The sequence below is a fragment of the Rahnella sp. PD4 genome, assembly GCF_049199325.1.
Taxonomy (GTDB): Bacteria; Pseudomonadota; Gammaproteobacteria; order Enterobacterales; family Enterobacteriaceae; genus Rahnella; species Rahnella perminowiae.
This window is the reverse complement of record NZ_JBLZQF010000005.1, coordinates 317,199-330,450: the sequence shown is the minus strand read 5'-3', so window position 1 is coordinate 330,450 and position 13,252 is coordinate 317,199. Positions and strand designations below refer to the sequence as shown.

General features: G+C 52.1%; 13 protein-coding genes. 4 read left to right on the top strand and 9 right to left on the bottom strand.

All coding sequences use genetic code 11. The annotated features are described in order from the left end of the window. The first annotated feature begins 20 nt into the window (after positions 1-20). Positions 21-1,688, top strand: coding sequence for a PTS sugar transporter subunit IIA (locus ACOZIO_RS15500; RefSeq protein WP_421595475.1), 1,668 nt, complete (start codon positions 21-23; stop codon positions 1,686-1,688). Here ACOZIO_RS15500 and yieH read toward each other — a convergent pair. After that, entirely contained in the window at positions 1,678-2,343 is a 666-nt protein-coding gene (yieH, locus tag ACOZIO_RS15495; RefSeq protein ID WP_129954107.1) for a 6-phosphogluconate phosphatase, read from the bottom strand. The genes ACOZIO_RS15500 and yieH overlap by 11 nt on opposite strands. A gap of 151 nt (positions 2,344-2,494) precedes the next feature. Here yieH and ACOZIO_RS15490 point away from each other — a divergent pair, with 151 nt between their 5' ends. Continuing rightward, positions 2,495-3,832, top strand: a complete 1,338-nt coding sequence (locus tag ACOZIO_RS15490; RefSeq protein ID WP_047609954.1) for an NCS2 family permease — start codon at positions 2,495-2,497, stop codon at positions 3,830-3,832. A gap of 65 nt (positions 3,833-3,897) precedes the next feature. Here ACOZIO_RS15490 and ACOZIO_RS15485 read toward each other — a convergent pair whose 3' ends face one another. Beyond that, positions 3,898-4,467 (bottom strand): NADPH-dependent FMN reductase, encoded by a 570-nt coding sequence (locus ACOZIO_RS15485; RefSeq protein WP_129954105.1) that lies wholly within the window; start codon positions 4,465-4,467, stop codon positions 3,898-3,900. Between the two features lie 90 nt (positions 4,468-4,557). Beyond that, positions 4,558-5,283, bottom strand: coding sequence for a 4'-phosphopantetheinyl transferase family protein (locus tag ACOZIO_RS15480; RefSeq protein ID WP_129954103.1), 726 nt, complete (start codon positions 5,281-5,283; stop codon positions 4,558-4,560). Between the two features lie 323 nt (positions 5,284-5,606). Between ACOZIO_RS15480 and ACOZIO_RS15475 the strand changes: the two genes are divergently transcribed. Then, the gene (locus tag ACOZIO_RS15475) at positions 5,607-7,502 is read left to right on the top strand and encodes a methyl-accepting chemotaxis protein (protein ID WP_217138544.1); all 1,896 of its coding nucleotides are present in this window, start codon (positions 5,607-5,609) and stop codon (positions 7,500-7,502) included. Positions 7,503-7,576: 74 nt separating this feature from the next. On the opposite strand, the gene ACOZIO_RS15470 is transcribed toward ACOZIO_RS15475, so the two are convergent. Continuing rightward, positions 7,577-8,464 carry a LysR substrate-binding domain-containing protein gene (locus ACOZIO_RS15470; protein ID WP_217138543.1) on the bottom strand — a complete coding sequence of 296 codons (888 nt, stop codon included), beginning with the start codon at positions 8,462-8,464 and terminating at the stop codon, positions 7,577-7,579. A 100-nt stretch (positions 8,465-8,564) separates the two neighbouring features. Here ACOZIO_RS15470 and ACOZIO_RS15465 point away from each other — a divergent pair, with 100 nt between their 5' ends. After that, a complete protein-coding gene (locus ACOZIO_RS15465; RefSeq protein ID WP_421595474.1) occupies positions 8,565-9,164 on the top strand; it encodes a short chain dehydrogenase in 600 nt (199 codons plus the stop codon). Between the two features lie 66 nt (positions 9,165-9,230). On the opposite strand, the gene mnmE is transcribed toward ACOZIO_RS15465, so the two are convergent. The 5 genes from mnmE to rpmH all read right to left on the bottom strand — a co-directional run bounded on the left by mnmE (position 9,231) and on the right by rpmH (position 13,081). Continuing rightward, positions 9,231-10,595, bottom strand: coding sequence for a tRNA uridine-5-carboxymethylaminomethyl(34) synthesis GTPase MnmE (gene mnmE, locus ACOZIO_RS15460; protein ID WP_129954095.1), 1,365 nt, complete (start codon positions 10,593-10,595; stop codon positions 9,231-9,233). Between the two features lie 109 nt (positions 10,596-10,704). Further along, a complete protein-coding gene (gene yidC / locus ACOZIO_RS15455) occupies positions 10,705-12,339 on the bottom strand; it encodes a membrane protein insertase YidC (protein ID WP_129954093.1) in 1,635 nt (544 codons plus the stop codon). A 2-nt stretch (positions 12,340-12,341) separates the two neighbouring features. Continuing rightward, positions 12,342-12,599, bottom strand: coding sequence for a membrane protein insertion efficiency factor YidD (gene yidD, locus ACOZIO_RS15450; RefSeq protein WP_095924029.1), 258 nt, complete (start codon positions 12,597-12,599; stop codon positions 12,342-12,344). Beyond that, the gene (gene rnpA, locus ACOZIO_RS15445; RefSeq protein WP_071823635.1) at positions 12,563-12,922 is read right to left on the bottom strand and encodes a ribonuclease P protein component; all 360 of its coding nucleotides are present in this window, start codon (positions 12,920-12,922) and stop codon (positions 12,563-12,565) included. Before rnpA ends, yidD begins: the two co-directional genes overlap by 37 nt. Before the next feature lie 18 nt (positions 12,923-12,940). Then, on the bottom strand, positions 12,941-13,081 hold the full coding sequence (rpmH, locus tag ACOZIO_RS15440; RefSeq protein WP_009637487.1) for a 50S ribosomal protein L34: 141 nt from the start codon (positions 13,079-13,081) through the stop codon (positions 12,941-12,943). Positions 13,082-13,252: the final 171 nt, after the last annotated feature.

The following is a 13,252-nucleotide window of genomic DNA, read 5'->3' as shown; positions in this document are numbered from 1 at the left end:
GGGCTGTGGAGAACTCAGGGATGTTGAATCCACGACAGAAAGAGATTTTATCCGCGCTCAGCCACCAGCGGATCAGCGGTCAGGCACTGGCAAGGTGCGCACGTATTTCCGTGCGTACCCTGTTGCGGGATATTGACTACATTAATTACCGGCTGGGCGCAGCCGGTAAAATTATCTCCGGCGCAGAGGGTTATCAGCTTTTAGTCGAAGAAGGGCGTGACATAGAGCGTCTGCTGGGGAATGCGGAGGACGCGCTCTTTCTGGCTCTGATCTTTAATGCCTGTCTGCCACTGGGAGCACTGGCTGATAAACTCCGTCTGAGTAAATCCGCCGTCATCGATCTCATCAGCGCAGTGCGCAAGAAATCCCGAACGCAGCCGCTGATAGGCTCACGGCCAAAACATGGTCATTCGCTTCTGCTCGACGGCCGGCAAAAAGTTTTATTGCTGGCGAACCTGATTATCCGCAACCCCGCCTGTTGTGGCGAACATTGCGCGCATGCCTTCAGTGCGCGCATTGTGTCTGCCCGCTCACTGTTAACCACACTGGATTATCCTTTCGGTACGCCGCTCTTTCTGGCGGCGCTGGGGCTGGCGGTGGAATATCTGCCCGCAACCCATCTTTCGGTGGTGAAGATTCTGCAACCCTTGCGGCACAAGCTTTCCGGCATTACACCCGAGGCTATCCGCACGGTGTTAACGCGCGTCGCAACGCCGTTGCCGGGGCTTATCGATGAGGAACTGGTTGGTCAGCTGACCGACCATATTAAGCGCTCGGTGGCCTGCCCGACGATTCTGCCTGTCGCGCCGTTGCATGATTTTCGTAAAATCAAAACGACCTATCCTCAGGCATTTGACCTCAGTTTGTCTTTTGTACGCGAATTGAATCAGAGCCTGAAGATCGAGTTTTATGATGACGACTGGGCAGGATTATATTTCGCCTGTGCGCTGGAACGGACGCAATCTGCCGTGCTGAATCTGGTGGTTTACAGTGAATATTTGTCTATGGCGACGCTTAATAAAGAAATTATCGAGCGGGAGATCAGCGGTGTGAATGTGATTATCGCCACGCATCCGGAACAGCTACTTGCCAGCCTGCTTCATCAGCCTGTTGCGCTGGTACTCAATAATCACCGTCAATATCCGGCGATGGAGAATGCGACGGCGGTATGGTCGGTCAGTGAACTGGTGGGACAGCGTGAACTGGAGCAACTGCGCATCAGGCTGGCTGGACTGATGCTGTACCAGCACAGCGCCGTGTGTTTTCCGCAACACCTGTCTTTTACCTATGCGAATGCGCCGCAGGATAACTGGCAAACAGTGATCGGCGAAATCTGCCAGCATCTCGTCCGTCGTGACGCGCTGACAATCGCCGAGGCAGAGCTTATTGTGGCGCGGGAAGCGCAGGGCGAAAACCTGATCATCAATCATCTGGCTGTGCCGCACTGTTCGGGACAGCGCGAGCAGCCCTTTATCGGCATTTTTGTGCATCTGCAAAACCCGCTGCTGATTGAAAGTCAGCGGGTACAGAACGTCCTGGTGGTATGTGTGAATGCAAGAGGGCGGCAGGAATTAAAAATGTTCAGCCATCTTGCTGATGCACTGAACGGTTGCGAGAGTGCGCAACTGCTCGGACTGACCACCCACGCAAGCTTTATGCAATGTCTGAATAAGCCTTTCAGCGCGTGATCTTATATCCCATCTGACGCCAGATCTCCGGCAGTTCGTTCATGTCGTGAAAAGTGATGACCAGCGGGTGATCGAGCGGAGGATTATGCGGATCGGCGCAGTAATAAAAGACCGGAATACCGGCAGTGATCCCGGCCTGGGCACCCGCCACGGAGTCTTCCACCAGAATGCAGTTTTCAACCGGCACTTTCATGACTTCTGCGGCTTTGTACAATACGGCAGGATCAGGTTTCCAGCGCTGCAAATCGTAGCCGCTGAACAGTTTATCACCCATAAAAGGGAGCAGGCCGGTCAGCCCGAGAGAGTGCTGCATTTTGGTGACCGGGCCGTTGGAGACAACGCACATCGGCACGGTAATTTGTTCGAGTAACTCATGCGCGCCGACAACCGGCTCAAGTTTGCTGTCGAAAAGCCGCGCAACATGCTGGCGGAACACCACTTCCATCTCTTCTTTCGGCACATCGATACCGTGTTCTTTATTGACGATAGCCACGATTTCGTAAAGTTTAACGCCCTTGTATTTCCTATACATTTCGTCGAATGAAACCGTCACGCCAAAATGCGCGAACATCTCAACATAGGCTTCGCAGCACAATAATTCACTGTCTACCAGCGTACCGTCGCAATCAAAAAAGACGCATTCAACCTGTGACATACTTTCTCCCTGTGAACACTTCATCTATTGGTAAGCATTCAGGCACTCTACCCCAACGATAGATTTAATCCCATACATCCAGTGCTGGCGCTTTAGGGCTAAAATCCTTAGGATACCCCCCGATTGTTTTCCCCTATTTTGGAACTCACCAATGAGCACACCACAGAGCAATGCGACTGCGGGTAAAGGACTGGCCGAACGTCTGTTTAAACTGACGCAGCACGGCACCACCGTACGCACCGAAACTATCGCCGGTTTAACCACCTTTCTGACCATGGTCTACATTGTTTTCGTGAACCCGCAAATTCTCGGCGTCGCGGGCATGGATAAACAGGCCGTCTTTGTGACCACCTGTCTGATCGCTGCGTTCGGCAGCATCCTGATGGGTGTTATCGCCAACTTACCGGTGGCACTGGCGCCAGCGATGGGCCTGAATGCGTTTTTTGCTTTTGTGGTGGTGGGCGCGATGGGCGTTTCCTGGCAGATCGGGATGGGCGCGATTTTCTGGGGTGCCGTGGGTTTGCTGCTGCTGACCATTTTCCGCATCCGTTACTGGATGATTGCAAACATCCCGGTCAGTCTGCGCGTGGGTATCACCGCCGGTATCGGGCTGTTTATTGGCATGATGGGGCTGAAAAACGCCGGTATTATCGTCCCGAACCCTGACACCATCGTGACCATCGGAAACCTGACCTCACACAACGTGCTGCTCGGCGTGTTGGGCTTCTTCATTATTGCCGTGCTGGCATCGCGCAATTTTCACGCCTCGGTACTGGTGTCGATTATTGTCACGACAGTCATTGGTCTGATGATCGGCGACGTGCATTACACCGGTTTCTGGTCGATGCCGCCGAGCATCACTACGGTCGTCGGCCAGGTGGATTTGAAAGGTGCGCTGAATATCGGACTGGCAGGCGTCATTTTCTCCTTCATGCTGGTGAACCTGTTTGACTCCTCCGGCACGCTCATCGGTGTGACGGACAAAGCGGGTCTGGCGGATGCGCAAGGTAAATTCCCGCAGATGAAACAGGCCTTGTATGTCGACAGCATCTCGTCTGTCGCAGGCGCTTTTATCGGCACCTCTTCGGTTGGCGCTTACATTGAAAGCACTTCCGGCGTTTCTGTCGGGGGGCGTACCGGTCTGACGGCAGTCGTCACCGGTTTGCTGTTCCTGCTGGTTATCTTCATTTCTCCGCTCGCAGGTATGGTGCCGGAATACGCGGCTGCCGGTGCCCTGATTTATGTGGGCGTGCTGATGACCTCCAGTCTCGCACGCGTTTCATGGGATGATCTGACCGAAGCCGTTCCGGCATTCGTGACGGCGGTGATGATGCCGTTCAGCTTCTCGATCACCGAAGGTATCGCGCTGGGTTTCATCTCTTACGTGGTAATGAAACTGGGTACCGGTCGCTGGAAAGAAATCAGTCCGTGTGTGGTCGTTGTCGCCCTGCTGTTTGTGCTGAAAATCGCATTTGTTGACGGACATTGATTTTCGTGACGGCAAAAAAAACAGCCTGCAATTTTGCGGGCTGTTTGCATTTCTGAGGCTGTAGATTACTTGCTGACGCGACGCGTATAGTCGGCAAATGCCGTAAGCTGACCGCGCAGGAAATCGAGCGTGCCCTGATCAATCACTTCACCAATCTGCTCATCCACTTTGTTCTGGATCACGCCGCCCATAAATTCAGGTTTATTCATCACCATCGCATCCAGGAACACCAGAATCTGACGCAGGTGATACTGGCAACGTGCGCCGCCGACCGGGCCCATTGAGCTGGTCTGGATCAGCACCGGTTTACCCGCCAGTGGCTGATTCGGCAAACGGGAAATCCAGTCGATGGCATTTTTAAGGCCGCCTGGCACAGAATAGTTATATTCCGGCGTCACAATGATCACGCCGTCAGCCTGACGGATTTGCTCTGCTATGGCTTCTATATCGGCCGGAAAACCCTCTTCCTGCTGAATATCTGCATCATAAAGCGGCAGTGTACCGATGGAAGGCAACGCCTCAATACTGATGCCCTCTGGTGCCACTTTCGGCAAAGTACGGGCGACCATTCCGTTATAAGACGCTTTACGAAGACTGCCTAACAGTGTGACAAACTTCAGTGGTTGAGCTGACATGGGTAACTCCTGTTATGGGTGACTTTTCGAAAGGAATTGCCTGTAACCATAAACGAAAACATCACAACTGGCGTAAACAAACGTGTAGTTTTATTTAGCGGGTGGCAGGCTGATGAACTTCATGAAGTGTGGTGATTCAGATTGCTGATCGACTGACAGGGTTTGCGTGCGGGTAAAGCCGTTTTCAGGTTCATAACGCCAGCATTGCAAACGGATAATTGAGGGAGATTGCGCACAGGCCCAGGTAATTGAGCCTTCAATGTCACTCATCACCTGCGCCTCGGGCGTTATGGTAGACCGCAAACGACCCGAAGCAGGATTCAGGCTGAGCGTAAGCGGGCTCTGATCGTTCAGGCCGGACATTTTCAGCATACTCTGGCGGATACACCACAGTTGAAGCGAGGATTCCACCGGATCCGATTGCATGGCAATCCAGGTTTTCTCCACGGCAGAAAGCTGTAATTGCTGTTGCGGATTCACCAGCGCACTGCGGGCATGAATGATTTCGAGATCGAGGCCGACTTTTCCTTCGCTGCTGATTAAAACACCGACGGTACTTCCGGCATACGCCAGACTGAAATCCGGCAGATCAGGGGATTCAAAACTTGGACGACCGCTCGGCAGCGTAATAACGTTGGGAAGCTCAGCGATGCCGTAAAGATAGAAAATCATTTCAGCCAGCAGAACGCGGCCGTTTAAGAAACGCTTGCGCTGTTTTTCGGAAAGGTGTCTGGCGAATAATATGATCTCTTTGGGCAACCGGTGTGTATCCGGTTCTGCATCCGTCATTGCCCATCTTGCAAAATGGCACGCCATTGTTCACTCCATGATTAATGGTTCGACCGCATTTTCTCAATTGTGCTAAAGAATAACATTAAGAGAAATCATTAAAAACCGCTTAAAACCCGCAGCACTGCACACTTTTTTCCCTTTTCCGACAATATTTCATCATCATAAAGTGAAAGCCATCACAGCCTAAGTCCCTTATTGAGAAAGAATATCATTGGAATGATGTTCTGGTTTTTTACGCATACCCTTCTCACGCCAGATATATCTACTATAGCAACATAAAGAAACGTCAGAAAATGCCGTTACTAATTAAGCAGCGATCTCGCTGCTTTGCCTGTGAGTGCCCAAAAATGTTAAAAACAACGCAATCCCGCTTTATCGCATTGATCAGCTTGTTTTTTATTGCGCTGGTCATCGTTACGCTTATCGTGATCCAGGTGTATATCGCTCCCCAGCTGAAGCAGACAGAAAGTAATCTGGTGGCTAATCAGGTGGATGACGTTGCAGTGGCAATTAATGACCGCTTGAATAAAGTTGAGTCTCAGGTACGGACCATTACCCAGACTGTCGCACAAATGGACAGCGACAGTATCGATCGTTTACTTCCGGCACTGGTTGATCAGTACGGTGACGCTGCGGTATTTGGCGGCGGGATCTGGCCACTGCCGAATCAACGCGATCCGGCCAAAATCAAATTCAGCACTTTCTTTGCCCGTAATAATAATAATCAGCTGACGGTCAATACCTTCTGGAACAGCGCTGAATCTCCCAACTATTTCGATCAGTCGTGGTATCTGGCGGCTTCAAAAGGTGAAAAGGGCCAGTGTGTCTGGGCGCCTGCTTATTTCGATGACGCCAGCACGCAGCCGCGGACTAACTGTGCGATGCCGATTTACAAAGGCGATAAACAATGGGGTGTCGCAACCATTGACGTCACACTGGGTTTCTTTAACCAACTGGTGACGGAGATGGAGAAAAAGGTTCATGCGAAAATTTATATCGTGGAAAAAGACGGCACAATTGTCGGTACCAGCCATTCTACCGATGAAAAATTGCCGAAACTGGCTTCACTGGGTGAGACTTCTCCACTGGCGATGCAGATCCGCAAAAGTCTGGATCAGATCAACGGACAGGCGAGTCTGATCGCTGACTACGACAATGACGGCACGTCGCACACCCTATTCATGAGTAACATTCAGGGACCCTGGTTTATCGCCACCGATATGCCGACCAGCCAGTTACTGGCGCGCAGCCACAGCATTCTGGCGAGCCTCGGACTGGTTCAAATCCCGATGGTCTTGTTGTTACTGATCGTTCTGATCGCCGCAATTAAAATTTTCATGCGCCAGCTGGCAGCATTGAATAGAAATATCGCCCAGCTTTCCGCCGGCGGTGCCGACTTAACCCGTCGTTTGCCGGAAAGCCGAAGCCCTGAGTTCAATCAGATCAACCAGAATTTCAACGGTTTCCTGTCTTTCCTGCAGTCGATTCTGCGTCAGGTCGGCGACAGTAGTCTGGCGATCACCTCGGCCTCGCGTCAGATTGCCAGCGGTAACCTGGACTTGTCAGCACGAACCGAAGAGCAGGCCAGTTCGATTGTCGAAACGGCAGCCTCAATGGAACAACTGACCAGCACCGTGAAACAAAACGCTGCCAATGCGGAAGGGGCTAACCAGCTGGCGCGTGATGCCTCTGCAGTTGCTGAGAAGGGCTCGGAGGTGGTGAAACAAGTGGTTGAGACCATGGGTTCGATCACCCGTTCTTCTCATAAAATCGTCGATATCATCAGCGTGATCGACGGCATCGCTTTCCAGACTAACATTCTGGCGCTGAATGCGGCGGTTGAAGCGGCGCGTGCCGGTGAACAGGGGCGTGGCTTCGCCGTTGTGGCATCCGAGGTACGCAGTCTGGCACAGCGCTCGGCCACTTCGGCGCGTGAAATCAAAAAACTGATCGAGGATTCGGTGGCAGATATCTCCACCGGCAGCGAACTGGTGGCGACCGCCGGGACGACGATGGATGAAGTCATGGGCGGCGTAAATAATGTTGCGACACTGATGAACGAAATCATGTCTTCCAGTCAGGAACAAAGTCTGGGCATTGAGCAGGTTAACGTCGCGATCACTCAGCTGGATAATGCGACGCAGCAGAATGCCGCGCTGGTTGAGCAGGTTTCGGCTGCCGCACAGGCGATGCAGGATCAGACCGTTCAGCTGGAGACCGTGGTTGCAGGCTTTAAGCTCTGATCACGTTTGCTACAGAAAGTTAAATCAGGCGGTGAGTGAGTGATCACTCACCGCTTTTTATTTTGAACAGTGCCTCAGTAAAAGGTGTGTTCAGTCATAAAATTAATCAGGCTGGTGAGTTTGGCGCGTGGTCTGAAATCGGGCAGATACACCAGATGTACCGGACGTGGCTTCGGGATAAAAGACTCAAGCACAGGGATCAGTTTTCCGCTGGCAATATCACTGGCCAGAAGAACTTTGGGCTGCAACAGCAAACCGGCGCCTTCCAGCGCAGCGGCGCGTAATGCATGGCCGTCGTTTGATACATAACGGCTATGGACAGGCCACGCTGACGTGGTGTGCTCTGCATTCGCCAGATGCCAGCCTTCGCTCTGATTCCAGACGGTATGCACCAGGCACGGGTGCGTTTTCAAATCTTCAGGCGAAGCGGGCATACCAAAACGCTGCAAATATTCCGGAGAAGCACAGATCACCATTTCATAGGGGGCCAGCGGCTTCGCGACCAGCCGGTCATCACCTGTTTCGCCAATGCGAATCGCCGCGTCAAAACCCTCTGCGAGCAAATCCACCCGGGCATTGCTCAGTATCAGCTCCACATTAATTTTAGGGTGTTTTTGCAGATAACGGGCCAGCATCGGCGCTACCACGCTGGAGCCGAGTGACACCGGCGCGCTGACCCGCAGCAGCCCGGTCGGTACGCTTTGCAGGCTTTCCATCGCGCTTTCCGTAAATTTCATCTGTTCCAGCACCCGTTTTCCATTCTCATAAAATACTTCACCGGCATCGGTCAGGCTTTGCCTGCGGGTGGTGCGTTGCAACAGGCGGGCATTCAGATACTTTTCTAACTGCTGAATGTGCTTGCCAACCATCACTGCGGAGATCCCCAGTTTTTCTGCCGCGGTGCTGAAATTTCCGGTTTCTACTACGCTGACAAAGACTTCGATATTCCGCAGCTTATCCATATTACAAACCCTGAGTTAGAACAGAACGAATAATTCGAGTCTATATCTAACCCTCAGTTTGGTGAAAGATGAACCCACAAACATTATTGAGGAGTCTGTGATGAAAATTTTAGTGATTGGCGGGACGGGTACATTGGGTAAAGCCGTAGTGCGTGAGTTTGCAGGTGAGCATGAGGTGATCACGGCAGGTAAAACACAGGGGGATTTTCAGGTAGATATCACCGACGAAAACAGCGTAAAAACGCTTTTCCAACGTACGGGTAAACTCGATGCGATTATCACAACCACAGGGAGCCTGCATTTCGGCCCGCTGACAGAAATGACTGCAGAACAATTCAATATTGGTTTACAGGATAAACTGCTCGGGCAGGTACGCATTGCGCTGATCGGTCAGGCATTTCTCAATGATGGTGGTTCCATCACGCTGACCAGCGGGATTATTGCTGATGAGCCCATCCGTCAGGGGGCCAACGCCACCACGGTGAATGCGGCAGTCGAGGGCTTTGTACGTGGTGCATCGATTGAGTTACCACGCGGGATGCGTATTAACGCCGTCAGCCCGACAGTGGTAGAAGAATCCCTTGCAGGCTATGGCCCGTTCTTCCCTGGCTTTGAAGCGGCCCCGGCAGCACGTGTGGCAAAAGCGTACCGCCGCAGTGTGGAAGGTGCACAGAACGGGCGGATTTATAAAGTCTGGTAAGGCCGACCTTCTGAAGCCAATAAAAACCCGCATGTTAAAATGCGGGTTTTTATTGCGCATGACAGATTATTTGCCGATGCAGAAACTGGAGAAAATACGGCCCAGCAAATCATCGGATGTAAATTCACCGGTGATTTCACTCAGCGATTGCTGTGCCAGACGCAGTTCTTCTGCCAGTAATTCCCCCGCCCATGCACCAAGCAGCTGATCTTTACCCTGAACCAGATGCTGTGCAGCCTGTTCCAGCGCCTGTAAGTGACGGCGACGGGCAAGGAATCCACCTTCCATATTGTGATTAAAGCCCATCACCTGTTTCAGATGATCGCGCAGCAGGTCAACGCCGTCACCGGTACGGGCGGAAAGGCGAATAAGTGAGTGACCATTCACTTGTGTCTGCCCCAGCGCTTCGCCAGTGATATCGGCTTTATTACGCACAACCACGATAGGCAAAGAGGCTGGCAGGCGGGCCATAAATTCAGGCCAGATTTGTGCAGGTTCCGTGGCGGCCGTTGTGGTGCCGTCGACCATAAACAGTACCAAATCAGCTTGTTCGATCTCATTCCATGCACGTTCGATACCGATACGCTCAACTTCGTCGCTGGCTTCGCGCAACCCGGCGGTGTCGATAATATGCAAAGGCATGCCGTCTAAGTGAATGTGTTCGCGTAAAACGTCACGGGTAGTGCCGGCAATATCGGTCACGATCGCGGCTTCACGACCTGCCAGTGCATTCAGCAGGCTGGATTTCCCGGCATTCGGACGCCCGGCAATCACCACTTTCATTCCTTCACGCAGCAGACTGCCCTGACGCGCTTCAGCACGCACCGCATCAAGATCGCCCATCACCGTATTGAGTTTGGCTTCGATTTTGCCGTCAGACAGGAAGTCGATTTCCTCGTCGGGGAAGTCAATAGCCGCTTCGACAAAGATCCGCAGGTGAGTGAGTGCTTCCACCAGATGATGAATACGGTTCGAGAAAGCGCCCTGTAATGAATTAACGGCTGAACGTGCCGCCTGCTCAGAACTGGCATCAATCAGGTCAGCAATGGCCTCAGCCTGCGCCAGATCGAGTTTATCATTGAGGAATGCACGTTCAGAGAATTCGCCCGGACGCGCAATACGTACATTTTCAAGCGCAATGATGCGTTTAAGCAGCAAATCCAGGATCACCGGCCCGCCGTGACCTTGCAGCTCAAGTACGTCTTCACCGGTAAAGGAATTCGGGCCGGGGAACCACAGCGCGATGCCCTGATCCAGCGTACTGCCATCGGCATCCTGAAACGGCAGATAATCGGCATAACGCGGCTTGGGCAGTTTGCCTAAGACAGCCTGTGCCACATCACGCGCCGCGCGGCCGGAAACGCGTAAAATGCCTACACCACCGCGGCCGGGGGGCGTTGCCTGGGCAATGATGGTATCTGAGGTGCTCATATTCATCTCTTTTGGTCTTTTTACGGATATGCAAAAGGCGATCAAATGATCGCCTTTGTTTTTTATCATCAAGTTTAGCTGTCAGGACGAAACCCGTCCTGACTTTCACTTATGACTTTTTCTTGTCGCGGCTGTGCAGGCCACGTTTTTCCAGCCCGCGATAAATCAGCTGTTGCTGGAGAATGGTTACCAGGTTACTGACGATGTAGTACACCACCAGACCGGACGGGAACCACAGGAAGAACACGGTGAAGATGACCGGCATGAAGGTCATGATCTTCTGCTGCATCGGGTCGGTTACGGTGGTCGGCGACATCTTCTGGATGAAGAACATCGTGATACCCATCAGAACCGGCAGAATGTAGTACGGGTCTTGTGCTGACAGGTCATGGATCCACAGGATGAATGGCGCATGACGCAATTCAATGGAACCAGACAGCATGTAATACAGTGCCAGGAAGATTGGCATCTGAATAACCAGCGGCAGACAGCCCCCCAGCGGGTTCACTTTCTCGGACTTATACAGCGCCATCATTTCCTGACTCATGCGCTGTTTGTCATCCCCGATACGCTCACGCATGGCGGCCAGTTTAGGCTGCAACATACGCATTTTCGCCATCGACGTGTACTGTGCGCGGGTCAGGGGATACATGATACCGCGGACAATAAAGGTGATAACGATGATCGAGAAGCCCCAGTTACCGACAAACCCTTGAATGAATTTCAACAGCTTGAACAGTGGCTGAGAGATGAACCACAACCAACCGTAGTCAACCGTCAGGTCAAGGTGTGGCGCGATTGCAGCCATCTTGTCCTGAATTTCCGGGCCAACCCACAGGATCGAAGCAACTTGTTGCTGTGCGCCCGGTGCAACGGTAAACGGTGTGCCTTTAAAGCCAATCGTTGAAATACCGTTATTGGTGGTCGTGAAGAAAGTGTTGGTGTCTTTCGCTGATGGGATCCACGCCGTTGCAAAGTACTGCTGCAACATTGCAACCCAACCGCCCTGAGTCGTGACATTCAGTGCATCGCTCTTATCGAACGCATACTTCTGATATTTGTCATCGCTTGAGGAATATGCCGCGCCGCGGAAAGTGTGAAGGGCAAAGTTATTACTGCCGGTATCACGGTGCTTAGGCAATTCGGTGGTTTGTTTCAGCTGACCGAACATAGTCAGGTCAAGCGGGGTTGCCGTGGTGTTGTTGATATTGTATTCAACGTTTACCGCGTAAGAGCCACGTTTGATCACGAAGGTTTTGGTATAAATTGCACCGTTTGCCGCCGTGTAAGTCATCGGAATGCGCAGTTCAGACTGACCTTCAGCCATCGTGAAGGTATCGGAGCTCGCCTGGAACAGAGGGCGTTCGCCGTTAGCCGGATTGTCTGGACCGTTTTTGCCTGTCAGGCCACTTTGTGCCTGATAGAGGAAATTAGGAGTCGTTTCTAATAACTGGAAAGGCTGGTCAGAACCCAAAGACGTCGGGTAAGCCTTCAGCAGAGCCTGCTCAATGTCGCCACCACGGGTGTTGATCGTTAATGACAGCACATCACTGTTAACTGTAATTAATTTGCCCTGTCCGCTATCAGGAACAGCCTGATTAGCAGCATCACCGTTTGCAGTGTTCGCAGTCTGTTGCGTGGTCTGGTTGGCCGGTTGCGGAGCGTGGTCCGTTTGCCATGCCTGCCAGATCATGAAAGACACGAACAGCAGAGCGATGAGGAAAAGATTGCGTTGCGAATCCATCGTTAGTGTTCTCTGTTATTGTCGGTTTTCGGCGGTACGGGGTCATCACCACCTGGGTTCAAAGGATGGCATTTTAATACGCGTTTCAAAGTCAACCAACTGCCTTTTAACATGCCAAAACGACCAATTGCTTCAATACCGTATTGAGAGCAGGTTGGTCGAAAGCGGCAATGTGGCCCGAGCAACGGACTGATGAATAACTGATAACCACGTATCAGCTTTATCAGGATGCGGGAGCCTGTCGGCAATGTCGACGCCATAATTTCTCCAACGCTTCCGTCAGCGCGCGATTATCTAAATCGGCGACACCCTTTTTGGCTACTACCACAAAATCCATCGACGGCAGCGTATGCTGATTCAAGCGGAAACTTTCGCGGGTGAGGCGTTTGATCCGATTGCGTTCATGTGCGCGTTTGACGTGTTTTTTTGCGACGGTGAGACCGATGCGGGGATGCCCCAGCTCGTTCAGGCGGCCGAGTATCGTGATTTGCGGCGTGCCAGCCCGTTGTGGCTGCTGGAAGACGAAAGTGAAATGACGGGGAGTTAACAAACGTAACTCCCTGGGAAAAGCGAGCTTAACCACTAAATAGGTTAGCTTTTATTACTTAGAAGCTGACAGACGGGTACGGCCTTTCGCACGACGGCGAGCCAGAACCTGACGACCATTTTTGGTGGCCATACGAGCACGGAAGCCGTGGCTACGGTTGCGCTTCAATACGGACGGTTGGAAAGTGCGTTTCATGGCGATTTCTACCTAAACTTAAATTATTACTGATCAGTAAACGCGAAGACATTTCGGCGAAAAAACGACCGGTGCCTTTGTCGCAACATATAAAGAAGCGGGATTGTAATAACTGTACAGTCCTGAGTCAATTTACATTGCCAGAAATGGTTCAAGTGTTTACCAGAATTG

What these genes read in the sequence shown, in the direction of transcription:
- ACOZIO_RS15500 (WP_421595475.1), top strand. Translation starts at nt 21, where the DNA reads ATGTTGAATCCACGACAGAAAGAGATTTTATCCGCGCTCAGCCACCAG.
- yieH (WP_129954107.1), bottom strand. Translation starts at nt 2,343, where the DNA reads ATGTCACAGGTTGAATGCGTCTTTTTTGATTGCGACGGTACGCTGGTA.
- ACOZIO_RS15490 (WP_047609954.1), top strand. Translation starts at nt 2,495, where the DNA reads ATGAGCACACCACAGAGCAATGCGACTGCGGGTAAAGGACTGGCCGAA.
- ACOZIO_RS15485 (WP_129954105.1), bottom strand. Translation starts at nt 4,467, where the DNA reads ATGTCAGCTCAACCACTGAAGTTTGTCACACTGTTAGGCAGTCTTCGT.
- ACOZIO_RS15480 (WP_129954103.1), bottom strand. Translation starts at nt 5,283, where the DNA reads ATGGCGTGCCATTTTGCAAGATGGGCAATGACGGATGCAGAACCGGAT.
- ACOZIO_RS15475 (WP_217138544.1), top strand. Translation starts at nt 5,607, where the DNA reads ATGTTAAAAACAACGCAATCCCGCTTTATCGCATTGATCAGCTTGTTT.
- ACOZIO_RS15470 (WP_217138543.1), bottom strand. Translation starts at nt 8,464, where the DNA reads ATGGATAAGCTGCGGAATATCGAAGTCTTTGTCAGCGTAGTAGAAACC.
- ACOZIO_RS15465 (WP_421595474.1), top strand. Translation starts at nt 8,565, where the DNA reads ATGAAAATTTTAGTGATTGGCGGGACGGGTACATTGGGTAAAGCCGTA.
- mnmE (WP_129954095.1), bottom strand. Translation starts at nt 10,595, where the DNA reads ATGAGCACCTCAGATACCATCATTGCCCAGGCAACGCCCCCCGGCCGC.
- yidC (WP_129954093.1), bottom strand. Translation starts at nt 12,339, where the DNA reads ATGGATTCGCAACGCAATCTTTTCCTCATCGCTCTGCTGTTCGTGTCT.
- yidD (WP_095924029.1), bottom strand. Translation starts at nt 12,599, where the DNA reads ATGGCGTCGACATTGCCGACAGGCTCCCGCATCCTGATAAAGCTGATA.
- rpmH (WP_009637487.1), bottom strand. Translation starts at nt 13,081, where the DNA reads ATGAAACGCACTTTCCAACCGTCCGTATTGAAGCGCAACCGTAGCCAC.